The following is a 22,500-nucleotide window of genomic DNA, read 5'->3' as shown; positions in this document are numbered from 1 at the left end:
TATCAGTGCCGGCAGGGCCGGTCGCTGCTTGTGTCGAACCCAGTCAACTTCACAACCGGGCTTCTTGGCCTTGGGCAACAGGCTTCCTGGGCCGCGAATCTCATGACCCCGTCGATGCCATTGAAAGCTTGCCATCCTCAATGGCTTGCTTGTAGTCGTGTGTATTTCTGAGTTGCTCGGATGACACGTTCAAAATGGGGGCCTTTGGTGGCAACGTGAAGGTTCCTTCGCGCAACGCCTTCCGCTTCGCAGAAATCAGCCTCATACGCTTTCGTGACTCCACAAGCGAGATCTGATATTTGTTTAGATTCACTCTCTCTGGCAAGGCAAAACCGAGCAGGCGGAAAACCTCTGTTGAAGGAGCAGAAAGTGTTTGCATGTCCTTATTCGCCCAAAGGGCGAGGCCACCGCAAAGCAATACGAGAGCCGCGACGATAAAGAGTTGGAACTCCAAAAAACTCCAACTTCCCGCCCCCTGAAACCAACTCAAAAGCGTCAAGGGCACATACGCAAGGCCGAAGCACCATAGAGAAATTTTCCAATTTGCGAGCATCTCTGCAGCACCTCCCCAAGAATGCTCAACCCAGACCAGCCCCTGCTTTTCATCCAAGATGCCGCGCGCCACGATCACATCGCCATTCCGCTCTGCCGCAATCCGTACGCAATTTCCCTCTTTCAACAACTGAGCTCCCGCGAACTGGCCACAAACGACTTGCCCGTCAATAAGACACGCAAAATTCTGCGTGGCCTCCCCGTCGTACATCGCCAGCATGGCCGCATTTGCAGCTTGGCCGAAAAGATCCCCAGCCGCTACGGCCGCCCCGGCAAGAGCGCTTTTCCCTCGATAGTGGTTGTCAATTTTCTGCAATAAGTTCTCGCGGCCTTCTCCAAGATGAAGTTCACGAAGAACCCCCTCAAGGAGGATCATCCTTGACTCGATGTCATCGTTCTTCTGATCTCTCTTGGTCACAGTTAGCCTCCAGCACCAATAGCCTGTACGGCCTTCTCAAGCTCGGTCAACTCTTGTACTGCGCCCTCTTGGAAGTACTCACCCGTCACTTGGCGGCCTAGCCAGTTCCGTGAAGTTTTTTCCTTTCTAAAGACGCACTTCTCACACCAGTTTTGAAGATCGTCGTCCCTTAGCAGCAAATAACCGATCTCAATTCCTGTCAAAATCAATCCCACAAGATTGATGCGGGCGACCCATACGAGCAATCGAACACGAGCAGCCAACACGCCTACGGCCCTGCCAGCGGCGGCAAGAAATCGGTAGCGAATCGTATGCTCTGCATAGCCCTTGGCCATGCGCCCAAGAATTGGCTGGGTGTATGAAACTCCTGCCACAATCGTTAATCCAGCACTAATGAAGCCAGTCCCGGAGCGAATAGCGTAAAGTGCTTTCATGACATGGTCTCGTTCATCCTTGAACTTCATCCAATCGAGGTATGCACTGCAAAGCCCCGCACCAAATCCGAAAAACGCTGCGCCAAACTTGAACCCGCCGCGCACAATATCTGCTCCATCCTTGATGGCACTGATAGAGCTGTACGGCTTTATTTCTCTGATCGACTTGGCACTTGAGTAGTAAGTGTCCAACACGATGCTTCCTACCGCCATCACGGAGCCACCTACCTCAAGTGCGCCCTTTGTTCCCCATTCAAAGTGGGTGAGCTTCTCGCCAAGGGCAATCATTTCGATGCAGCCCAGCAGCACCCCAATACGCGCTTGGTGATAGTTGTTGGTCGGCAGGTTCTTGTTGCCTTCAATCTCCTTCAGGGAAAGCTGCACCTTGGCACGGGCTTTCTCCTGCGCATCAGCCACCAGGGCTTCCAAGGAGCCATCTACTTGGCCCACGACCTTGGCCGCGCCTGCCGCGGCTTTGTCGGCCCTTCTGCCTTCGGCACGGCGATGTGCCCGGGCTCTTGCGTTCGCCGCGAGGGATTCCTTCGGGAGCGACAGCATCAGCTCTTCGTAGGCCAACGTTCCAACGGTCGCGCGCAAGCGCGCATACAACTGGCCGCTCAAGACAGCAGTCAACACTTTGTCGAAAGCGCCGCCAAGGCCGGCTCGAAACACCGCACGGGTCATGTCGGAGGCCTTGTGGTAAAGCACAATCTCAAGGCCTTTGGCCCATTTCTTCGAGAACCCCTCCTTGGTCGACGTGTCGCCCTGGGTTTGATTTCGGGCCCACTCATCAAAGGCGGAGTCAATTTTTTTGAAACCGTCGACCAAGCCCTTGGTTGCCTTGAGCATGACCGCCGTCGTCAAGGCCGAGGCATAGTCGACCTGACCGACAGCCTCCTTGATCTGCTGGTTCGCAGTCGCCACTTCGGCGATCAACGTGTCCTGGTTGTAGTAGATCCCACGCGAGTACAGGTTCTTGCGTTCGATTGACGATGCTTTCAACCACGCATCAATCTTGTCCTCGCCCACCTTGCATCCGGAGAGCCCCAAGGTACAGATGGCCGATTGAACGGCAAAGTCGTAGCCCGACGGTGAATTCGCTGGATCGAACATGTCGAATGCACTCACCAAGCGATCCGATTCGAACCATTTCAGGTGATCGCCTGCCCGCGCAACGGCTGCATCGGACGCCGCCTGCGTGTGCCTTTTGAGCGTCCTGTCAAACAGCGACATCTCCTCGAGATCGAGGCGATTTGCGTAGTCTTTCTCCCATTTTTCCTGGGCATCCCTTCGCGCAGCTTCGAGATGCTGCTTGTAGTTCAGCTCTCGCACCGCGCGTTTGCTTTCCACGTCTTTCTCGATGGCCACCGCATCCTCGACCCGTCCTTCCGCACGGAGGCGCTTGGCGAACTCCAGCTGCTGATTCATCCGACCGTCACTCCACTGCCGGTGGTCATCCTGGAATTTCTGGGTACTGGTGACCACCCCCGTCTTCATCCCGTTTTCAATCTCGCGGATGGCCTCATACACCTGCAAACGCTGCAGATTGCTGGCGCCGTACTTGTCGACCATCGAGAGATAGTGCTCCACACCCTCCATTGGCGCGTTGCGGAAATCGTTGAGTTCTTGTGCGATCCCGATGTGATCGAAGAGCACGCAAACCATGGCCTTTTGCGCGGCAAGCCGCTGCGCCAGGACACCCAGGTAGCCGTTTTCTGCACCATCTGGTTTCGGAGGCGTTCCTGCATATGCTGCGCTGATCGCAGGAAACATCTGTTCCTTCATGACCAACCCCAAGGGGCTCGTCAGTGCTTCCTTTCCCTGCGCATACAGGATGAACTCCGGGACATCTGTCTTGAGATGCGCGGGCGTCAGCATGTGCGTTTGCATCGTTCCCACAGTTGCCCACGCCTTGACGTCGAAGACCTGCATCTTGCCCTTGGCCGCATACTCATCGGCATTCGTCTTGTATTCGTCGAGCTTGGCCTTCGTAAGGAGGCTGGGCGAAAACATCAACCACACAGCCGCAACGTCGGTGACCTTGTCGATGGAGATCACGCTGGCGCCGATACCGCAACTGGTTCGCTCGCAGCTGAACTCGACAGGTTGCTTGGGTGGATTCTCGGGATCGAACTGGTAGAGGAGACTGTCTTCCACCACGAGATAGGCCTGCCAATACCGGACCCCACTGCGCTCGATCAGGGCATAGATGTAGCCACCTCGGACGACACGCGCGGTATACCTCGCATTGGCACCCAATGCGATATCCGTCACGTTCTGGCCAAGTGAGGCCGGCAGCCCTCCCGGAATGGGATTCAGGTTGGCCGGATTGGCGGCTACTGCCACGGCATAGCGCAACGGATAGATCCAAACGCCCTGCTTGTCGCAAAACTTGCAATCCTTCTTGGGTGTCGTCATAGCTTCGAATCTGATGGAATGATCGGCAAGAGGCGCTCGCTGGCGTAGTCCCGAAATGGCACGCCCTTCTGTGCCAGTGAGACACCCGCAATGACCTGCCCGTGAGCCTTCATGGCCTCGGGCCCTTCCGGCCACAGCCAAGCCAACGCCGCGTAGGCGGCCAAATCTTCGATCGTGACCAACCCCAAGTCTTGAGCTTGCGCGATTGCACGAACGATCTTGTCGTCATCACCGAGAGGGACCACATGCCCCCCCATGCGGAGCGACCGGAGGGAAAGGTTCAGCGCTTCAATACGAAGTGCATCGTTCAGTACGCGTTCTGTAAGCGAGAGGCGAACACGTCGGCCGTCAACCTTCGCGCCCGATGCCTGCAATTCCGCGATCTCTCCATCCCTGCGGACCAGAATCCACCGAGCGATAGGGCCGAGCAGGTTGCCTTGCTGCTCGGCGTCCAACACATCCCACAGCCGGGGAAGAACGCGCGGGTCATGAAACCGCAGGAATATCTTGCGCCCGTCGTGCGTCACTGGATCGAATTGACGACTGAGGTGCGCAGCTACACGCCCAACAGGCTGTGCCGGCGCCACGAGAAATCCGCACATGCAAGCCTCAGGCTGCTCCGGATCCATCGCAGCCCGCACGGCGGCACCCGCCAATACGTCTAAAAGTGCCATGTGCTGCACCGTCAAACGCAGCAGTTGCGGGGCCAGTTGCCCGGCTTCCCCAAAGATCGGGTCGTGCAACGCGGACTGTTCCTCGTCACCAAGCGGGGCTTCTTGTATTGAAGCGGCGATCTCCTCCGGGACGGGATTGAAGCGATCGATCAGGGCAAGGACATGGCCATGGCCCTTGCCAAGCGAGAACAACCGTTCCGACAGACGGCGCAGCGCATCAACGGACAAATCACTGGCCATGTTCATCGTGCAACGACGGCACCGCCACCTGCCGATGCGGCGCTCATGCGCAATGCGCACCCTTCGAGTTCCGCCTTGCCCACGCTGTTGGTCGCTTTGTCCCCCATTGGCCCCACAAAGTTATGCATCCCCCTGAACGTCACCTTCCCCGGCGCATGGATCTTGATGCTCGAGCCCTCCAGCTTGACGTACGCCCCGGCGCTGGTCAGCAGCACGTGCTTGGGCGCTTCCACGGCCACGTCCTTGACCGTGCTGGCGATCGTCACCTTCTTGTCCGCCGCGATCTTCGTTGGGCCGGTCTGGCTCTGCACGCTCACCTTGCCGCTGGCCGCATGCAGCGCGATGCCGCGCTCCTGGTTGGGCTCGCTGCCTTCTCCTGCCTTCGCACCCAGCGTGTACAGGCTCACGCCCTTGGCCACGCTCAGTGCGATCTGGCCCTGCGCGGGTACATCTATGTCCTGGCTAGCGACGATGGCGGTGTGCTGGCCGCTCACGGCGATCACTTCCCTGGGCGTGACGAAGCCGATGCCCATCGGCGCGCTGAACTGCAGGTGCGGCTCGCTGTACGCGGTGACGCTGCCGTGGCCGCCTTCGGTGGCTTTGATGTCTCCGCCTGATCCATTGCCCGTGCTGGCTGCACCGCCTTCCTGCTTCGCCTCCAACACTTCAGCCACATGCTTCAACGCTGCGATCGCCGGCAGTTCGCCAGGAGCACCTTCCCCCTGAATCTGCGCCTTCTGCGTCTGCGCACTCTGGGCCAATGAAGTGGCGAGCTCTTCGGCCTGCTTCGTCTGCTGCTGCGCCTCGCGGCTGGCCATGAACGCGCCCTTGGCGTTCGGCTGGGCATAGGCGCTCACGAGCAATCCGGCGCCGGCGCGGATGGCGCCTTGCGCGGTGGTGGCCAGCTCGGCGCCGTGGCCGCGGCCGGTGCCGCGCGCGTTGTCGTCCTGCTGCTTGTGGTGGCCCAGGTGCAGCCTGCTGCTGGCCTGGGTGGTGGCCAGGCTGGTGCTGCCCTGGCCCGGGGTGTCGTCGAAGACGAGCTGGTTGTAGCCGCCGTCGCCGCTCTGGCTGGCGCTCAGTTCCTGGGTCTTGATGCCGCTGAAGACGGCGTTGTGGGCCTGCTCCTTGGCGCCCTTGCCTTCGCCGGCGAACCACGCGGGCGCATTGCCGGTGGATTGGGCGGCGCCCGCCGACTTCTGGTTGTGGGGGGCGTCGACCTGGCCGGCGCCGTTGTACAGCGCGGCGACGACCACGGGGCGGTCGATGTCGCCGTGGTGGAACTCGACCAGCACTTCCTGGCCCACGCGCGGCAGGCTCATGTGGCCCCAGTTGTCGCCGGCGGCGCTGGCGGCCACGCGCACCCAGGCGCCCAGGCGATCGGAAGCGGGGGCGTTGTCCTGGCCGTCGGTGCGCGACTGGCGTGCGCTGGACGCACTGCCGCGCTGCCAGTGGAACTGCACCTTGATGCGGTGGTCGCGCTCGGTGTGCACGGGTGCATCGGCGCCACCCACGCCGATGACGATGGCGCTCTGGCTGCCGTGCACGCTGGGCTTGGGGTGGATGCGCTGGCCGTGGCCGTCCAGGCTCAGGGGGCGGTAGGAAATGGCCGCGCGCACGGTGGTGAACTCGTTGCGGTAGTGGGTGACGGTGTCTGCTTTCGCGTCGGCATTGCCGCTGCGAGCTTCCGCATCGAACACAGTGGCGATGTCGGGTAGGCCCAGTCGCTCGCCGATGCCGGCCTTCAGGTCTTCGTCGAAGTTGTTGCGCGCAATGTGGCGCACAGAGAGCACGGCGAAGCGGCGGTCCTGCTCGCTGTCCTTGTCGTGCTGGTCGTGTCCGCTCAGGGTGAAGGTGGTGGCGGGCGCCAGGGTGCGCACGGCGCTGCGGCCTTCGAAGCGCTTGTTGCGCAGCTCCAGGGCCTGCAGGGCGTTGGCCAGCAGGCGCTCGCCCTGCGCGGAGGTCTCCCAGCCATAGGCGCCGGGGTCGTCGCTCCAGTGCAACGTGCGCTGGCCGGCGGCGCGGCTTTGCTGTTGCACGGGGCGCGCGCTCACGCTCTTGTAGTCCCAGCTTTGCTGCGCCAGGCTGTTGGTGTGCAGCTGGCGGTGGCCGCGCCACTGCTGGATGGTGTCTTCGCGCTCGCTGGCATCGGCGCGGTGAAAGCGGATGGTGGCTTGTGCGTTGGCGCGGAAGGCGCCGGCGTGGTCGGCGATGACGAGGGTGTGGCTACCGAGTGCCCCTTCCTTGCCCGTGGCATGTTCGAACCAGTAGTACAGGCCTTCCTCGGCGAGCAGGCGCGCGACGAAGTCGAAGTCGCTCTCCTGGTACTGGGTGGTGATGCCGCGCACGGGGTAGATGTCGCGCTGGGCGATCTCCCAGCGCCATTGCGGCGCGAGTTGCCCTTGGCCCTGGTAGCGCCCGAACACGGCATCGACGATGTCGAACACGCTCTGGTGCTGGAACAGGCAGCTGTCCTGGCGGTAGCGCAGGAAGGCCATCCAGGGTTCGATGACGAGCCGGTAGCGCGCCATGCCGCCGTTGCTGGCCACGCACTCGGCCTGGCTCACATGGCCGTGGAAGGGGCGCAGCTCGGTGCGGCTTTGCGCGGTCTGCAGGTCCAGGCGCACGCCCTGGCCGATGAGGGTCTTGAGTTCGATGTGCGCGTCGTCGCTCAGTGCGGTGAGTTCGAAGCGAAAGCCGCCGTCGTCGATGCACTCCACGCCTTCCAGGCGCTCGGCCAGCAGCTTGTTCTCGCCCAGCGGTGTGTGCAGCACCAGCAGGCGCTCGCGCTGTGTGGTGCCCGCGCGCAGGAGCCCGCCGAGCGAAGCCGATGTGAGGGTCGTCGTCATTGTTCTGGTTCTCCCGTGGACACGCGCCGATGCGTTGCCGCCGCGCCTAGGTGATCCGGTAGCGGAACTCGCCGCCCTTGCCGCAGCTGGCCTTGATCTTCGCCAGCGGCGTCTCGTCGGCCATGCGCGTGAGCACGGCCTCGGCGATCTCGGGCAGCAAGGTGCCGTTGAGGATGTGGTCGACGTTGCGCGCGCCCGAGTCGACCTCGGTGCAGCGCGCGAGCACGGCCTCGACCAGCGCGTCGTCCCACTCGAACACGGCCTTGTGATTGGTCGCGATGCGGTCGCGGATGCGGCCGAGCTTGAGCGCGATGATCTGCTCCAGCACCGCATCGGTGATCGGATAGAACGGCGCCACCTTCATACGGCCCAGGAAGGCCGGCTTGAAGGCCTTCATGAGCGCGGGGCGCAGTGCCTCGGCCAGTGCGTCGGGCGCGGGGCGCTCGTCGTCGGCCTTGTTGAGGCAGGCCTGCATGATCTGCGACGAGCCGATGTTCGAGGTGAGGATGATCAGCGTGTTGCGAAAGTCGATCTCGCGGCCCTCGGCGTCGTCCATCATGCCCTTGTCGAACACCTGGAAGAACATCTCGAGCACGTCGGGGTGCGCCTTCTCGACCTCGTCCAGCAGCACCACGCTGTAGGGCTGGCGGCGTACGGCCTCGGTGAGCACGCCGCCTTCGCCATAGCCCACGTAGCCGGGCGGTGAGCCCTTCAGGCCCGAGACGCTGTGCGCCTCTTGGTACTCGCTCATGTTGATGGTGATGAGCTTCTTCTCGCCGCCGTAGAGGATGTCGGCGAGCGCGAGCGCGGTCTCGGTCTTGCCGACGCCCGACGGGCCGACGAACATGAACACGCCGCGCGGCTTGTTGGGATCTTCCAGGCGCGCGCTCGCGGTGCGCACGCGCTGGGCCACTGCGGCGAGTGCATGGTCCTGGCCGATCACGCGTTCGGCCAGCAGCGTGTCGAGGCTGCGCACGGTCTTGATCTCGTCCTTGACCATGCGGCCCAGCGGCACGCCGGTCCATGCGGAAACGATCTCGGCGACCACATGGCCGTCGACCTGCAGCGGCACCATCGGCGTGGTGCCTTGCAATGCGCGCAGTTCGGCGAGCAGCGCATCGAGCTCGTCGCGTGCGGGATCTGCGGCGGCAACGGCTTTCTTGCGGCTTGCGGTGCGGGCGGGGGCCTTCTCCGCAGCGGCGGGCGCGGCCTCGGGCTGTGCAGTCGACTCGTCGCGCTGCGCACGCAGTGCGCGGATGCGCTCGACCAGCGCGTTCTCTTCGGCCAGGCGCTGCTGGCTCGCGGCCAGCTCGGCCTGCAGCGCGCTCTTCTTTTCCGCCAGTTCGGCCAGGCGCGCTTCATGGCGCCCACCGGCTGCGGTGTCGCGCACCAGCGCGGCACTCTCCGCTTCGATGCGTTCGAGGCCGCGATGCGCTTCTTCGATCAGCGCCGGTGTCGCGCTCTGGCCAAGCGCCACCTTCGCGCACGCGGTGTCGAGCACGCTCACCGCCTTGTCGGGCAGTTGCCGTCCGCTGATGTAGCGGTGCGACAGGCGCACGGCCTCGGTGATGGCTTCGTCGAGCACGCGGATGTTGAAGTGCTTCTCCATCAGCGGCACCATGCCGCGCAGCATGGCGGCGGCCAGCGTTTCGCTGGGCTCCTCGACCTTCACGACCTGGAAGCGCCGCGCAAGCGCCGCATCCTTCTCGAAGTATTTCTTGTACTCGCCCCAGGTGGTGGCGGCGATGGTGCGCAGCTCGCCGCGCGCGAGCGCGGGCTTGAGCAGGTTGGCCGCATCGCTCTGCCCGGCCTGTCCGCCCGCGCCAATCATGGTGTGGGCCTCGTCGATGAAGAGCACGATCGGGTGCGGGCTCTTCTTCACTTCGGCGATCACGTTCTTCAGGCGGTTCTCGAACTCGCCCTTCACGCTGGCGCCGGCCTGCAAGAGGCCCATGTCGAGCGTGTGCAGCGCCACGGCGCGCAGCGACTCGGGTACGTCCTGCGCGGCGATGCGCAGCGCCAGCCCTTCGACCACGGCCGTCTTGCCGACGCCGGCCTCGCCGGTGAGGATGGGGTTGTTCTGGCGACGGCGCATCAGGATGTCGATGACCTGGCGGATCTCGGTGTCGCGGCCGATCACGGGATCGAGCGCGCCGTCCTTTGCGCGCTGTGTGAGGTTGGTGGTGAACTGGTCGAGCGCGGGCGTCTTGCCGGGCACGCCCGCGGCCAGCGGGTCGGCCGCGGGCTGCTGCGCGTCGCCCTCGGCGGCGGCGCCCGAAGCACCGGCTTCGGCCGCTTCGCTCGAACCGTCGGTGAGCTTGTCGAAGTCGTGCTTCAGGTCTTCGAGGCGGATCTTGGCGAACAGCGGCGAGCCGCGCTGCGCGAGCTGTGCGAGGTCGGGCTGGGTCAGCAGCGCGAGCAGCAGGTGGCCCGAGCGGATCTGCGCCGCGTGCGCGTCGAGCGAGGCCAGCAGCCACGCCTGCTGGAACAGCTGCTGCAGGTGCTGCGAGAACACCGGCGTGCGCGTGTTGCCGTTCTTGAAGGTCTGGATCTCGCGCTCGAGGTCCGACTGGATCGCAGTGGCGCTGATGCGGTTGGCGCGCAGCACGCGCGCCAGGTCGTTGTCGGTCTGCTCGAGCAGCGCCAGGAACAGGTGCTCCAGGTCCACCTCGTAATGGCCGTGGGCCAGGCACAGGTTGGCGGCGCGCTGCGTGGCCATGCGTGCGCTGCCGTTGAGCTTGGTGATCAGTGTTTTCAGCGATGTGCTCATGAACGGTGGTGGTGGTCTGTCGGTCTTCTTCGTTGAAAGGTCACTGCAGGGGCTGAAGCTCGTACTGCGTGTCGCTGCGATCGGCCTCGGCCTCGCTCGTGGTGATGAAGCTGTCCCAGCCGAGGTGGCTGCCGCCGCTGTCGCTCAGTTGCACGGCGGTCACTTCCTCGCGCGCCAGGATCAGGCGCACCTCGTACTCGCAGGTCACGCCGGCCAGCAGGGCCAGCATTTTTTCGAGGGCCTTCGCATGCGCGCGGCCCGGAAAGAATTCGCGCAGCGCGCTGCGCTTGAGCGGGCCGATCCACAGGCGGATGCGCAGGTCGCGCTGCCAGATGCGCTCGCCCGCCATCGCGTTCTGGCCGAGGCTCACGTTGCCCTCGCCCAGCCTGGAGCGCTGCTGCACGGGCATGTCGTACCACTTGCCCAGGAACTGCTCGATGCGGATGTGGCTGCGGAAGTAGTCGGACAGCACGCGCTGCAGGTAGGCGGCCGACATCGGCCGGTGCCGCACGGCCGCCGCGTAGCCGGCCACGGTTTCGTCGAACACGGTGCCCGTGCCGTCGGTCAGCGGATCGCGCTGGGCCGTGTGCTCCAGCCCGGCCATCGACAGCAGCACCGGCAGGTAGGCGCGGCTGCGCTCATGCTCGTAGTGCAGCGGCAGGCGGTACTTGCGCCAGGCCGCGTAGAAGAGCGCGGCGGCGCGGTTGCTGAACACGTCGAGGAACGCGCGCGCCGAGCTGTCACGCAGATGCTGCTCGCGGCGCATCAGCATCTCGGTGTAGACGATGGGCAAGGCGCCCGACACGCCCAGCATGCCGAAGGACGCGGGCGTGAGTTCGATGCGGCCCAGGCCGTGGTCGTCCTCGGCCGTCACCGGGGGATCGCACAGCTGCGTGCCCGACATCAGCTCGCCCATGGCGTCGCGCACCGCCAGCGCCTCGATCTCGCTGGGTGGGAAGTTCAGGCTCGTGGAGCTGCGAAAGCGCACCCAGCGCGGCACCATGCGTTCGCCGGGCACCAGGCGCTGATGCACATCGCGCTCCTGCCGCTTGAGCAGCATGAGCTCGATCAGCCGCACCGCCTGGAAGAACTCGAAGCGGTACGGTTCGTTCAGCAGCCTCTCGGCTACAGGAGGATCGATTCGCCGCTGCGGGGCTTGCATCGCACCAGCTCCTCCTTGTCGCGCGCCGAAACGATCACCAGCTGGGTGAAGCTGTTCAGGTGCACATAGAGTCCGAAGAAATGGTCCATCACGCGGGCAAAGGCCTGCAGGCTGCTGCCCACGAAGCCGGTCTCGTCGACCGTGAGCCGAAGCTCGATGCCGCGCACGAAGGTCGCGAAGGGCTTGCCGGGCAACCACTGCGTGGTGGCCTGCTGCTCGATGGCGGTGATGGCCTCGATCTGCCGCGCCGATACGGCCGAGCGGCCCAGGTCGTACAACCGCAGCATTTCCTTCAACGCCGGCAGCCCGCTGGTGGCCAGCGACAGATGATTGAGCGACAGGTGCGACACCAGCCGCCACTGCACGCCCTTGCCGCGCGGCATGCGCAGCGTCTGCGTCGGGCGACGCAGCATGCGGATCGAGCGCGCCACCGAATTGCCTTCGATGAACAGGTCACCGCCGGGCAGACCGAAGGCCAGCGAATGCGGCAGGTCGCGGTTGGTGCAGGTGAGGTCGATGCTCAGCGTTTCCGTTTGCGGCAGCGAGGGCTGGAAGTCGATGTCGACGATCGAGAGTTCGGTCTCGTAGCCCGGGCTGCGCTGCGCCACGAGTTCATTGCGGCGCGCGAACCAGTAGTGCTCGGCCTCCTTCGGATGCTCGCCGTGGTGCAGCGAGTAGAAGGGGCGGAACTCGATGTAGGCATCGCCCTCGGCGGTCTGCTTCACGAGCTTCACCGAGTCGATGCTGTAGACCTCGAAGCCGAAGGCGCGGCGCGCGTCGGCCACCACCGGGTACGCGGCCGCAGCGTGCGTGACGCGGATCGGGTCGCTGCGCTGCTTGAAGAGATTGATGACGGGCGTGCAGCCCAGCCGCAGGTTGCGGCTGGACACGCCTTCGAGCAGCCGCGCCGTGGGCGAGTCGGCGCGCACGCCGGTCATCACGAGGTGCAGCGTGATCGAGCGGCACGAGCCGATGTGGCGCATCGCGTTCGCCAGGTCGATGTCGACGAAATTGAACTTCTCGGGGAACGCGAAATACTCGCTCAGCAGCCGGTAGGCCGGGTGCGAGCGCGCCGGCAGTTCGATGAGCGCATCGGCCTCGTCGAAACCGACGGGGTGCAGCGCCTCGCCCTGCACCAGCGTCCACTTTCCGCTGCGCTCGGGCTCCACGAAGACGGCGGCGGTCTTCAGGAAGATCGCGTCGGCCAGCGCCGTGGCCAGCGAAGGCTCGGCGTCGATGAAGGTGCGCAGGCGCGCCAGCGTGAGGGCCAGGGTGCCGAGCGACTTCTGCTCGCCGGTGGCCTCGAGCGTGACCGAAAGGCAGCCCGTGGCGTTGCGCGGCAACGAGGCCTGCGCGGGCGCGTTGACCACCGAGTGGTACACGACGTTGGACACCTGCACCGCCGCCAGCGTGACGTCATACACGCTGCGAAAACGGCAGGCGCCGCCGCGCACCGGCTGCGAGGTGAGCTCGGTGCCGCGCGCGATGGTGACGGGCTTGCTGAGCTTGGCAAGCGCCGCGCCGCCGGCGTCGAACTGCGCAATGGAGCACGAAGGAAAGGGCCGCAGGTAGTGCGGGTACATCACCTCGAGCAGCGCTTCGGTCAGCTCGGGATAGTCGTCGTCGAGCTTCTTGCTGATGCGGGCCGTGAGCAGCGCGAACGACTGGATCATGCGCTCGACGTGCGGGTCTTCACTGCTGTCGGCGGAGATGGCCAGGCGCGCGGCGATCTTCGGGTAGCCCTTGGCGAACTCCTGCGAGTAGCCGCGCAGGAAGGCCAGCTCGCGTTCGTAGAAGGGCAGCAACTCGTCCATGGTGTGGTGCGTGCGTACGTGGGTGCGGCGCGGGTCGTTGCGCTAGGCGTACCGGCTCTTGCCGGTGCCGCGGGTGATGGAGTACTGCAGCGTCGTGGGCTGCAGCATGGCGTCGAAGTTCACCGGCTCGGCCAACTCCGGCAGCACGAGCAAGGCGGTGATTCCGAAGAAAAGCATGTTGGTGCTGGTCTGGCCGTCGACCTCGAGCGTCACCGAGACATCGCGCAGGCGCGACTCGTGGCGGGCGATGGCCTGCTCCAGCGAGCGGCAGATGAACGAACGGTCGTAGTGGCTTGCCAGGCTCAGGCCCGAGAAATCGCTCAGGCCGTAGGTCATGACGGAACGCCGGCACTCGGGGTAGGCCTCGAGCTTGGCGTCGTTGAAGGCCATGCGCGTGTTGAGCAGGGATTCGAGGTCGCGCGCGACCATGTTCTTGACCTCGTCCAGCGACAAGTGCCGCAGCACGGGCGAAGCCGGACCGCGCCAGTCGTCATCGAACAGCTTGTCGAGCAGGCCCGGTTCGAATCCGGTCATGGGTCACTCCCTCTCTCGCATCGGGCAGCGGGCAAGGCGTCGCGCACGGGCGCGACGCCAAAAAGAAACCGCGGCCTCTCGCCGCGGTCGACAGTGCCCGGCTGGCGTCAGACCGAGTAGGTCTTGTCGTTCTTCGTGAGGCTCCAGGCGCCTTGCGAGTTGCCGCCCTGGTTGCCGCCGATCTTCTGCTGCGTGTACTTCCACTGCACGGCGGCGTACTTCAGCGAGAAGGTCTCGCTCGGCACGCTGGCCACGTCGGTGCTCACGACCTTCGGGTTCACGCTGGCGATCAGCACGTACTTGAGCTTGATCTCCATGTACTGCACGCGCTTGCCTTCGCCGTCGGCACGGTAGAACTGCACCGTGACTTCGTCGAAGGTGGTGCCGCCCGAGGCGTGCTGGTACAGCAGCGGGCTGACGACGTCCATGTCCTTCGTGAAGATCATCTCGCCGTGCTCGCAGCGCTCGGCGGTGTGGCCGCCGGCGGTCGACGCGGTGGCCGAGCGCGGTTGCACGATGCTGTGCTGCCACGAGCTGACTTCGATCCAGTCCTTGTGGTCCTTGTCCTGCGACTCGCCGTTGATGGCCGGGCTGCCGAACTTGACGTAGATATCTTTCATGTTTCTTCCCCTTCTTTGATTGATTGACTCAATAGTTACCGTGTTGCGACACGGCCTGGCGGCCGCGCCTCCCGATCTGCCTCCTTACTTATTCACTGACTTCGGCAGATCGGCGACCAAGCGCAGTGAAATAGACAGTTCATCCAGCTGGAAGTGCGGCCGCAGGAACGCGACCGCGCGGTACACGCCGGGCCGGCCGGGCACTTCGCCGACCTGGATGGCGGCTTCGCGCAGCGGGAATTGGGCTTTCTGTTCCTGCGTCGCATTGTCGTCGAGCAGCACGTACTGCGCGATCCAGCGGTTGAGGAACTGCTCGACGTTGTGCGCCGAGGCAAAGCTGCCGATCTTGTCGCGCATCATGGCCTTGAGGTAGTGCGCGATGCGGGACACCGAGAAGATGTACTGCAGCTGCGCCGACAGCACGGCGTTGGCGTTGGCACTGTCGGTGTTGTACTTCTTGGCCTTCTGCAGCGACTGCGCACCGAAGAAGGCGGCGTAGTCGGAGTTCTTGCAGTGCACGAGCGGAATGAAGCCCAGGTCGCTCAGCTCCTTCTCGCGCCGGTCGGTGATGGCGATCTCGGTCGGGCACTTCAGGGCGATCTCGCCCTCGTCGGTCTTGAAGGTGTGCGTGGGCAGGTCTTCGACCAGGCCGCCGCCTTCCACGCCGCGGATGGCCGCGCACCAGCCGAAGTCGTCGAACGCGGCCGTCAGGCGCGTGGCGAAGGCCCAGGCGGCGTTGCACCAGAGGTACTTGCCGTGGTCGGTGCCGTCGACGTCCTCGACGAAGTTGAAGCTGTCGACCACCGTGCCTTCGCGCGGGTGGTACGGCAGGCGACCGAGGAAGCGCGGCAGCGTGAGGCCGACGTAGCGCGAGTCTTCCGAATCGCGGAACGACTTCCACTTGGCGTACTCGACGGTGTCGAACACCTTGGCCATGTCGCGCGGCTTGCCCAGGTCGGCAAAGCTTTCCAGGCCCAGCAGCTCGGGCGAGGCCGCGCCGATGAAGGGCGCGTGTGCTGCAGCCGCCACGTGCGCCATCTGGTCCAGGAAGTACATGTCTTCCGGCTGGCGCGTGACGTCGAAGTCGCCCACCAGCGCGCCGAACGGCGCACCGCCGAAGGTGCCGAACTCTTCTTCGTAGACCTTCTTGAACATCGCGCTCTGGTCGAACTCGACGGCGGCCTTGAAGTCGCGGATGAGGTCGCGCTTGGTGGCGTTGATGACCTTGATCTTGAGCATCGTGCCGGTCGGCGTTTCCTTGACCAGGTACTCCAGGCCGCGCCAGGTGCTTTCCAGCTTCTGGAACTCGGGCGCGTGCATCACGGCGCTGAGCTGCGCGGAGATGAGGGCATCGAGGTCGGCCACGCGGGCGTCGATCATGGCCGACACGTTGTCGGAGACGATCACCGAGCCTTCGAGGACCTGGCTGACCAGCTCGCCGATGAGGTCCTTGGCGCGCGTGTGTTCGGCGTCGGACTTGGCGACCTTGCTCTTCTCGACGATCTGGTCGAGCAGGTCGACCGAAGCTTCCGACGAAGCGGCACCGCTGGATGCTGAGAGTGCTTGCGCGGTCATGTTCAGCTTTCGTCCTTCTTGCCGGCGCCCTGTCCCAGGCGCTGGAGTTGCTCGGTGTTGTTCAGCACGTCGGCCAGCAGGTCTTCGAGCTTGCTGTTGCCGGCCATCTTGTTGCGCAGGTCGGCCAGCTTGGTGCGCGCGTCGAGCAGGCGCTTGAGCGGTTCGATCTGGTCGACGACGGCTTCGGGCGAGAAGGCGTCCATCGAGTTGAAGGTGAGGTCGACACCGAAGCTGCCGCCGCGGCCGTCCAGCTTGTTCGGCACCTGGAAGGCGGCACGCGGGGCCACGCCCTTCATGACGTCGTCCATGTTGTCGCGGTCGATGCTGACGAACTTGCGGTCCTTGAGCTTGGGCTGCTCCACCTCGGACTGGCCCGCCAGGTCGGCGATCACGCCGACGACGAAAGGCAATTCCTTTTTCTCGATGGCGTCGCCGAGTTCGACGTCATAGGTGAGTTGCACGCGCGGCGGGCGCACTTTTTGAAGACGCTTCTGCACGCTCTGTCTTTTGGTCGCCATAAGCTTCAATACCTTCGCAATAGAACTGAGAAACGAATTACAAAGTTGTACGGCCTATTCGGACACCGCACATCCATTCGTTAATACATTGGTTTAAAAACCAATTCGATAACCGAAATAATTACTTGAGCGCGTCAAATGGATTGCCGCCACTCGCGCGCGGGGCCGGCGCGGCAGGTGCCGGGCGCGCTGCGGCGACCGGGGCAGGCCGTGCGGCAACCGGGGTCGGCGCGGCGGACGACACGGGCGCGGGCGGCGGGCTGGCCACCGCGGCGCGGCGCGGCGGTGGCGGCTTGGCTTCGGGGCCGGCGGGCACCAGGACCGACAGGCCCAGGGTTTCGCGCAGCAGGGCGGCCAGGCGGTAAGCGTCGGCGTTGGCGTCGCCGCTCAGGCTGCTGTCCTTGCCCAGGTCCTCGATGGAGCGGGCCGCAAGGCGCAGGCCGCCCACGGCGGTGATGCTCTTGGCTTGGCGGCTGGTGGGGTCGCGGCGCAGCGACTCTTCGGCGGCCGAGATGGCCAGGCTGTAACGGCCTTCGTTGAAGTAGATCTGGGCGATCCGGGACCACGGCTCGCCGCGGGTCGGGTTCTCGGTGGCGATCTGCTGATACTGGCGGATGACGGGCGCCTTGTCACCGGTGGCTGCCGCCGCGGCGGCATCGGCGTCGGCCAGGCTCTTGTTGTAGGCCGCGGTGGCCTGGGCAACGGCGGCGTCCGGCGTGGTGGTACAGGCCGACAAAAAGACGGTAGCCCCCACGGCTCCGGCAATCATCGTGCGAGTCATGATTTTTCGAATCGACACATTCCCCCCTGATCTGACTTTTTAGCAGGCCGCAATCATTCATTAATTTGCGACCGGTGACAATAACAATCCACGATACTACATCTGCATTGATGGCAAATGACGGGAGAGGATTAATGCTAATTTCCTAATCGAAAGTCATGTTTGAAATGGTTTAATCCTATTTGGTCCATCGGAATTTTGTTACGGCTCGTCCTTTAATGAAAACATTAATTACATCTGGCGCGCTGCTGGCCATGTTGATGCTCGGCGGGTGCAGCTCGCCGGCCCTCACGATCGCCAACATCGCGCTGGAGGCGAGCGGACTGAAGAAGCCCGAGCTGCCCGAGTCGCAGAAGCCCCCGCGCAAGGTGACGATGTCGATCGCGGCCGGCAAGAACCTCAACGCCGATGGCCGCAACCGGCCGCTGGCCGTGGTGATGCGCATCTACAAGCTGAAGGAGACGACGGGCTTCTACCAGTCGTCCTTCGACGCCTTCGTCACGCCGGGACGCGACAAGACGCAGCTGGGCGACGACCTCGTCGAAAGCCGCGAGATCACGCTCATTCCCGACCAGCAATACACCTGGACCGAGACCGTGCCGCGCACCGCCAATGCGGTGGCCGTGGTGGTGCTGTTCCACTCGCCCGACGCGCAGCGCTGGCGCTTCGCCTTCAACGCCGCGGACGCCGAGAAGACCGGCATCGTGATGGGCGCGCACGCCTGCGCGCTCACGGTGACGCAGGGCGCGGTGGTCGGCCAGCAGAACGCACAAGGCGCCGCGCCCACGGGCGGGTTCAACCTGTTGGGACCGGTCACTTGCCGGCCGTCGCCCGCCTGAACCACCAGGGCGCAGCCGAAGGCGGGCCTGTCCGAGTCGAAACGACGATGCAATACATTCGAAAAAAATTCAGGGGAGTCGATCCAACGTGAGCTATGCAGCCAAGGTCCTCTGGGGCGAGGGCTTGTTCCTACGCCCCCAGCACTTCCAGCGCCAAGACGCGTACCACGAGGCGCGCCTGCGCGCCACGGCGCAGGCGCTGCATCCGTACTTCTGGGGCGTGCGCTCCATCAGCTTCGACCTCGATGCGCTGGCCAGCGGCATGCTGCGGGCCTCGCAGCTGTCGCTGGTGTTCCCCGACGGCGAGCCCTACGCGGCCCCGCAGGCCGACGCGCTGCCCCCGCCCATCTCGCTGGACACGCTGAGCCCGGGCCAGAACGAGATCACCTTCTACCTGGTGCTGCACCCGGTGAAGGAACTCGGCAAGAACTACACCGACCCCAACGAAGAAAGCTTTGCCGCGCGCTACACCAGCGACGCGACGCAGTCGCTCGACCTGTACACCAACGCCGTGAGCGCCGAGGTGGTGTTCCTGCGCAAGAGCGTGAAGCTGCTGGCCGACACCGAGCCGCGCGAGCAGTTCGTGTCGATCCCCGTGATCCGCATCCGCCGCACCGCCGCGGGCGGCTTCGAGATCGACCGCAGCTTCGTGCCGCCGTGCACCAGCATCGAGGCCTCGCCCACCGTCTTCCAGCAGCTGCGCCGCCTGCTCGACGTGCTGCAGGCCAAGGTCAACTCGCTGTACGGCATCCACCGCGAGCCGAGCAAGAACATCATCGAGTTCCGCTCGGGCGACATCGCCTCGTTCTGGCTGCTGCACACGGCCAACGCGGCCTTCGCCTCGCTGTCGCACCTGTTCCATCACCCGTCGCTGCACCCGGAGCGGCTGTTCCAGGAACTGCTGAGCCTGGCCGGCGCGCTGATGACCTTCGCCAAGACCTACTCGCTGAACGACCTGCCGGTGTACGACCACGAGAAGCCAGGCCCGGCCTTCGCCGAGCTCGACCGCATCGTGCGCGACCTGCTCGACACCGTCATCTCCACGCGCTACTTCGCGATCGCGCTCACCGAGACGCGCAACGCCTTCTACCTGGGGCGCCTGGACTCCGGAAAGATCGACGAGAAGACCGTGTTCTACATGTCGGTCACCGCCAGCATGCCGGCCGCCGAGCTGGCCGAGGTGGTGCCGCAGCGCTTCAAGATCGGCGCGCCCGAAGACGTCGACAAGCTCGTGCTCTCGGCCATGCCGGGCGTGCGCATCGTCTACGCGCCGCAGGTGCCGCCGGCCATCCCGATCCGCGCGGGCGCCCTGTATTTCTCCATCGACAGCAAGAGCCAGCTGTACGACCGCATGCTGCAGGCGCAGAGCGTCACCATCTACGCGCCGGCCGGCATTCCCGACATGCAACTCGAACTGATCGCCGTGACCGGTTGATCCGACTGATCGTATGAACACCACCCTCAACAAGGCCCCTTCCCTGCTGGGCGCCGACGCGCCCGCCGCGTCGTTCACGCCCGCGGGCGTGGCCCCCGGTGCCGACTCCAGCCTGCTCGACCTGCTGTACGACGGCTTCGTGATGCTGTTCCTGCTGAAGAAGAAGCAGCAGCCCGCCACCACCGAACAGTTCCTCACGGGCATCCGCAACTACCTGGGCGAGTTCGAGCGCAACGCGCGCAAGCTCGACGCCACGGCCGAGCAGATCCACGCCGCCAAGTACGCCTTCTGCGCCACGGTCGACGAGTTCGTGCTCTCGGCGCCCGAGTTCGCCATCCGCTCCGAGTGGGAGCGCCGGCCGCTGCAGCTCACGATGTTCGGCGACCAGCTGGCGGGCGAGAACTTCTTCAACATGCTCGAGGTCGAGCGGGCCCACGGCGCCGCGCGCATCCAGACGCTGGAGGTGTTCTACATGTGCCTGCTGCTGGGCTTCCAGGGCAAGTACGCCATCGACGGCACCGAGAAGCTGGCCTACCTCACGGCGCGCGTGGGCGACGAGATCGCCAACGCGCGCGGCAAGCGCACGCCCTTCGCGCCGCACTGGCCGCTGCCCGATCTCATCTCGCACTCGCTCAAGCGCGAGGCGCCGCAGTGGGTGGTGGCCGCGCTGTTCGCGCTCATCGGCCTGCTCGGCTTCGTCGGCCTGTCGGCGCACCTGGGCAGCACCACGCAGGGCGCGCTCGCGAGCTACCAGGACATCGTGAAGCTCGGCCCACGCCAGGCCAACCTGACGATCTCGCTGCCATGACGGCCACGACGAACCGGCTCGACCTTGCGGCCCTGCTGGCCCCGATCTCGGAGACCAAGCCCTGCGGCGAGGACATGCTGTTCTCGCGCGAGTTCGACGCCATCCAGGAAGCGCGCAAGCACGACGACCCCTCGCTCGAACAAGGCGAATGGGTCATCGAGCTGAAAGAGGCCGACTGGCCCTTCGTGATCGCCGAGTGCGACAAGCTGCTGCGCGCCTCCACCAAGGACCTGCGGCTGGCCGTGTGGCTCACCGATGCGCTGGCCAGCCAGCGCGGCTTCGAGGGGCTGGCCGACGGCTACCGCCTGCTCACCGGCCTGTGCCGCCAGTACTGGGACGCGCTGCACCCCGAGCCCGAGGGCGGCGACATCGAGATGCGGATCGGCACCGTCACCTGGCTGATCTCGCGTTCGGTCGAGCTGCTGCAGCGCGCGCCCATCGTGAGCGACGGCAGCAGCGGCCACAGCGCGCTGGTCTGGGAGACCGCGCTGGCACTCGACCAGGCCGTGCGCCGCACACCGGCGCAGGCCGACGAGCTGCAGCGCAACAAGGTGACGCTCGACCAGTTCGACCGCCTGCGCCGCGCCACGCCCGCGAAGTTCCTGCAGAAGACGCACCGCGACGTGCAGGCCTGCGAGCAGGCACTGGCCGAGTTCGAGGCCGTGTTCGACGAGCGCACCGCCTCGAACGGCCCGAGCTTTCGCGCTGCGAAGGACGCGGCCACCGCCATCCGCCAGACCGTCGAGCGCTTTGCGCGCGAGGCCGGCGTGCCGATCGACAACGGCGCGGCGCAGCAGCAAGCCACCGCCGCGGCACCGGCCGCCAGTGCGCCGGCCGCCCCTTCCCGCATCGAACCTGTCTTCGACGCCGCCATGCCCCATTCATCCCCCTCGTACCACGCGGTCACGCACGTGCCCGCCGCGCTGCCGCCCGGCATCCACAGCCGTGCGCAGGCCATTGCACAGCTCAAGGAAGTGGCGGCCTATTTCGAGCAGACCGAGCCTTCGAGCCCGGCCGCCTACATGGCGAACAAGGCCGCGCGCTGGGCCGACATGCCGCTGCACGCCTGGCTGCGCAACGTGATCAAGAACGAGCAGGAACTGGCGCAGCTGGTGGACCTGCTCGACCTGCCCAAGGGCGACGACGAGTCGCGCTGAGTACGCGCTGCATGAACGAAAAAGGCCCGCGACGCGGGCCTTTTTTCTTTTCATTTCTTCAGTTGCGCCCGACCCGGAACTCGATGCGCCGGTTGCGCGAGCGCCCCTCGTCGGTCGCGTTGCTCGCCACCGGCTGGTCCGGGCCTACGCCCGACGTCGTGAGGGTCAGCGGGTCGATGCCCTTGCCCACCAGGTAGCCCTTCACCGCTTCGGCGCGCGACTGGCTCAGCGCCAGGTTCGACGTGCGGTTGCCGGCGTTGTCCGTGTGGCCCACCACCGCCACCGACTTGTTCGTGAGCTTCTGCAGGATGGGCGCCATCTCGTCGAGGATGGCGCGGCCCTTGCCCGTGAGCGTGGCGCTGCCCAGTTCGAACTCGATGGTGCGGTTGGCCAGCGCCTGGTCGACCGCGATCTGCTCCGACGCGGGCACGCGCAGGCTGTTCTTGATGGTGTAGGTCGGGTTGAGCGCATTCGCCATGTCGCTCACGATCTTCTGGCGCAGCGCCTCGTTGCCGACCTCGCCGCTCAGCGCCATCTGCGTGCCCTCGATCTGGAACTGGCCTCGATGGATCTCCTTGAGCGAGGGCGTGATCAGCCGCTGCACGTTGGCAGCCCAGTTGGCCGGCATGCTGACGGTGCTCACCACCTCGATCTTGTCGATCACGCCGCTGGGCCCGTAGATGCGGCGCAGCGCCTCGATGACGGCGGCGCGCGTGGCTTCGTCGGGCACCTGCCCGCCGGCCACGACCGGCTCGCCCTTGCCAATGGCTGCGGGCGTGGTCTCGACACGGGCGGCGGTGGCGCCTGCCGCGGCTGGCTGCTGTGGTTGCTGGGCCTGCACGGCCGGCGCGAGCGCGAGCCCGAAGGCCATGGACAGCACGAGAACGCGCAAAGAACAATTCATG

General features: G+C 65.1%; 17 protein-coding genes. 4 read left to right on the top strand and 13 right to left on the bottom strand.

Annotation, left to right across the window (positions count from 1 at the left end):
• Nucleotides 1–100: 100 nt before the first annotated feature.
• The 12 genes from D3H34_RS34000 to D3H34_RS16775 all read right to left on the bottom strand — a co-directional run bounded on the left by D3H34_RS34000 (nt 101) and on the right by D3H34_RS16775 (nt 17,356).
• Nucleotides 101–928, bottom strand: a complete 828-nt coding sequence (locus D3H34_RS34000; protein ID WP_147400457.1) for a hypothetical protein — start codon at nt 926–928, stop codon at nt 101–103.
• A 44-nt stretch (nt 929–972) separates the two neighbouring features.
• Nucleotides 973–3,822 (bottom strand): T6SS effector BTH_I2691 family protein, encoded by a 2,850-nt coding sequence (locus D3H34_RS16825; protein ID WP_119554969.1) that lies wholly within the window; start codon nt 3,820–3,822, stop codon nt 973–975.
• Nucleotides 3,819–4,742 carry a DUF4123 domain-containing protein gene (locus D3H34_RS16820; protein ID WP_119554967.1) on the bottom strand — a complete coding sequence of 308 codons (924 nt, stop codon included), beginning with the start codon at nt 4,740–4,742 and terminating at the stop codon, nt 3,819–3,821. Before D3H34_RS16820 ends, D3H34_RS16825 begins: the two co-directional genes overlap by 4 nt.
• Nucleotides 4,739–7,582: a type VI secretion system Vgr family protein gene (locus D3H34_RS16815; RefSeq protein ID WP_119554965.1), complete on the bottom strand. Its 2,844-nt coding sequence runs from the start codon at nt 7,580–7,582 to the stop codon at nt 4,739–4,741. The genes D3H34_RS16820 and D3H34_RS16815 overlap by 4 nt, the downstream gene beginning before the upstream one ends.
• Before the next feature lie 46 nt (nt 7,583–7,628).
• Nucleotides 7,629–10,352 (bottom strand): type VI secretion system ATPase TssH, encoded by a 2,724-nt coding sequence (gene tssH / locus D3H34_RS16810; RefSeq protein ID WP_119554963.1) that lies wholly within the window; start codon nt 10,350–10,352, stop codon nt 7,629–7,631.
• Between the two features lie 40 nt (nt 10,353–10,392).
• Complete coding sequence (gene tssG / locus D3H34_RS16805) at nt 10,393–11,514, bottom strand: type VI secretion system baseplate subunit TssG (protein ID WP_119554961.1); 1,122 nt, start codon at nt 11,512–11,514, stop codon at nt 10,393–10,395.
• A complete protein-coding gene (gene tssF, locus D3H34_RS16800; protein ID WP_119554959.1) occupies nt 11,478–13,328 on the bottom strand; it encodes a type VI secretion system baseplate subunit TssF in 1,851 nt (616 codons plus the stop codon). The genes tssG and tssF overlap by 37 nt, the downstream gene beginning before the upstream one ends.
• 42 nt (nt 13,329–13,370) lie before the next feature.
• Nucleotides 13,371–13,862 carry a type VI secretion system baseplate subunit TssE gene (gene tssE, locus D3H34_RS16795; protein ID WP_119554957.1) on the bottom strand — a complete coding sequence of 164 codons (492 nt, stop codon included), beginning with the start codon at nt 13,860–13,862 and terminating at the stop codon, nt 13,371–13,373.
• A 107-nt stretch (nt 13,863–13,969) separates the two neighbouring features.
• Nucleotides 13,970–14,482, bottom strand: a complete 513-nt coding sequence (locus tag D3H34_RS16790; protein WP_062474768.1) for an Hcp family type VI secretion system effector — start codon at nt 14,480–14,482, stop codon at nt 13,970–13,972.
• 84 nt (nt 14,483–14,566) lie between these two features.
• Nucleotides 14,567–16,057 (bottom strand): type VI secretion system contractile sheath large subunit, encoded by a 1,491-nt coding sequence (gene tssC / locus D3H34_RS16785; RefSeq protein WP_119554955.1) that lies wholly within the window; start codon nt 16,055–16,057, stop codon nt 14,567–14,569.
• A gap of 2 nt (nt 16,058–16,059) precedes the next feature.
• Nucleotides 16,060–16,575, bottom strand: a complete 516-nt coding sequence (gene tssB / locus D3H34_RS16780) for a type VI secretion system contractile sheath small subunit (RefSeq protein ID WP_119554953.1) — start codon at nt 16,573–16,575, stop codon at nt 16,060–16,062.
• Nucleotides 16,576–16,696: 121 nt separating this feature from the next.
• A complete protein-coding gene (locus D3H34_RS16775; protein WP_286185823.1) occupies nt 16,697–17,356 on the bottom strand; it encodes a tetratricopeptide repeat protein in 660 nt (219 codons plus the stop codon).
• Nucleotides 17,357–17,574: 218 nt separating this feature from the next.
• Between D3H34_RS16775 and tssJ the strand changes: the two genes are divergently transcribed.
• From tssJ to tssA, 4 genes are all read left to right on the top strand, one after another.
• The gene (gene tssJ / locus D3H34_RS16770; protein ID WP_119554949.1) at nt 17,575–18,195 is read left to right on the top strand and encodes a type VI secretion system lipoprotein TssJ; all 621 of its coding nucleotides are present in this window, start codon (nt 17,575–17,577) and stop codon (nt 18,193–18,195) included.
• Between the two features lie 88 nt (nt 18,196–18,283).
• Complete coding sequence (gene tssK / locus D3H34_RS16765; protein WP_119554947.1) at nt 18,284–19,630, top strand: type VI secretion system baseplate subunit TssK; 1,347 nt, start codon at nt 18,284–18,286, stop codon at nt 19,628–19,630.
• A 13-nt stretch (nt 19,631–19,643) separates the two neighbouring features.
• Nucleotides 19,644–20,438: a type IVB secretion system protein IcmH/DotU gene (gene icmH, locus D3H34_RS16760; protein ID WP_119554945.1), complete on the top strand. Its 795-nt coding sequence runs from the start codon at nt 19,644–19,646 to the stop codon at nt 20,436–20,438.
• Complete coding sequence (gene tssA / locus D3H34_RS16755) at nt 20,435–21,595, top strand: type VI secretion system protein TssA (RefSeq protein WP_119554943.1); 1,161 nt, start codon at nt 20,435–20,437, stop codon at nt 21,593–21,595. Before icmH ends, tssA begins: the two co-directional genes overlap by 4 nt.
• A gap of 58 nt (nt 21,596–21,653) precedes the next feature.
• Here tssA and D3H34_RS16750 read toward each other — a convergent pair whose 3' ends face one another.
• Complete coding sequence (locus D3H34_RS16750; RefSeq protein WP_119554941.1) at nt 21,654–22,499, bottom strand: OmpA family protein; 846 nt, start codon at nt 22,497–22,499, stop codon at nt 21,654–21,656.
• Between the last annotated feature and the right edge of the window lies 1 nt (nt 22,500).

It is taken from the genome of Acidovorax cavernicola, from assembly GCF_003581445.1.
This window is presented reverse-complemented; position numbering and strand designations above follow the sequence as displayed.

Coding starts and splice junctions, on each gene's coding strand:
- D3H34_RS16790 (WP_062474768.1), bottom strand. CDS start 14,482: ATGAAAGATATCTACGTCAAGTTCGGCAGCCCGGCCATCAACGGCGAG.
- tssA (WP_119554943.1), top strand. CDS start 20,435: ATGACGGCCACGACGAACCGGCTCGACCTTGCGGCCCTGCTGGCCCCG.
- tssC (WP_119554955.1), bottom strand. CDS start 16,057: ATGACCGCGCAAGCACTCTCAGCATCCAGCGGTGCCGCTTCGTCGGAA.
- D3H34_RS16820 (WP_119554967.1), bottom strand. CDS start 4,742: ATGAACATGGCCAGTGATTTGTCCGTTGATGCGCTGCGCCGTCTGTCG.
- tssG (WP_119554961.1), bottom strand. CDS start 11,514: ATGCAAGCCCCGCAGCGGCGAATCGATCCTCCTGTAGCCGAGAGGCTG.
- D3H34_RS16815 (WP_119554965.1), bottom strand. CDS start 7,582: ATGACGACGACCCTCACATCGGCTTCGCTCGGCGGGCTCCTGCGCGCG.
- D3H34_RS16775 (WP_286185823.1), bottom strand. CDS start 17,356: ATGACTCGCACGATGATTGCCGGAGCCGTGGGGGCTACCGTCTTTTTG.
- tssH (WP_119554963.1), bottom strand. CDS start 10,352: ATGAGCACATCGCTGAAAACACTGATCACCAAGCTCAACGGCAGCGCA.
- tssF (WP_119554959.1), bottom strand. CDS start 13,328: ATGGACGAGTTGCTGCCCTTCTACGAACGCGAGCTGGCCTTCCTGCGC.
- D3H34_RS34000 (WP_147400457.1), bottom strand. CDS start 928: ATGATCCTCCTTGAGGGGGTTCTTCGTGAACTTCATCTTGGAGAAGGC.
- D3H34_RS16750 (WP_119554941.1), bottom strand. CDS start 22,499: ATGAATTGTTCTTTGCGCGTTCTCGTGCTGTCCATGGCCTTCGGGCTC.
- tssJ (WP_119554949.1), top strand. CDS start 17,575: ATGAAAACATTAATTACATCTGGCGCGCTGCTGGCCATGTTGATGCTC.
- tssE (WP_119554957.1), bottom strand. CDS start 13,862: ATGACCGGATTCGAACCGGGCCTGCTCGACAAGCTGTTCGATGACGAC.
- icmH (WP_119554945.1), top strand. CDS start 19,644: ATGAACACCACCCTCAACAAGGCCCCTTCCCTGCTGGGCGCCGACGCG.
- tssB (WP_119554953.1), bottom strand. CDS start 16,575: ATGGCGACCAAAAGACAGAGCGTGCAGAAGCGTCTTCAAAAAGTGCGC.
- D3H34_RS16825 (WP_119554969.1), bottom strand. CDS start 3,822: ATGACGACACCCAAGAAGGATTGCAAGTTTTGCGACAAGCAGGGCGTT.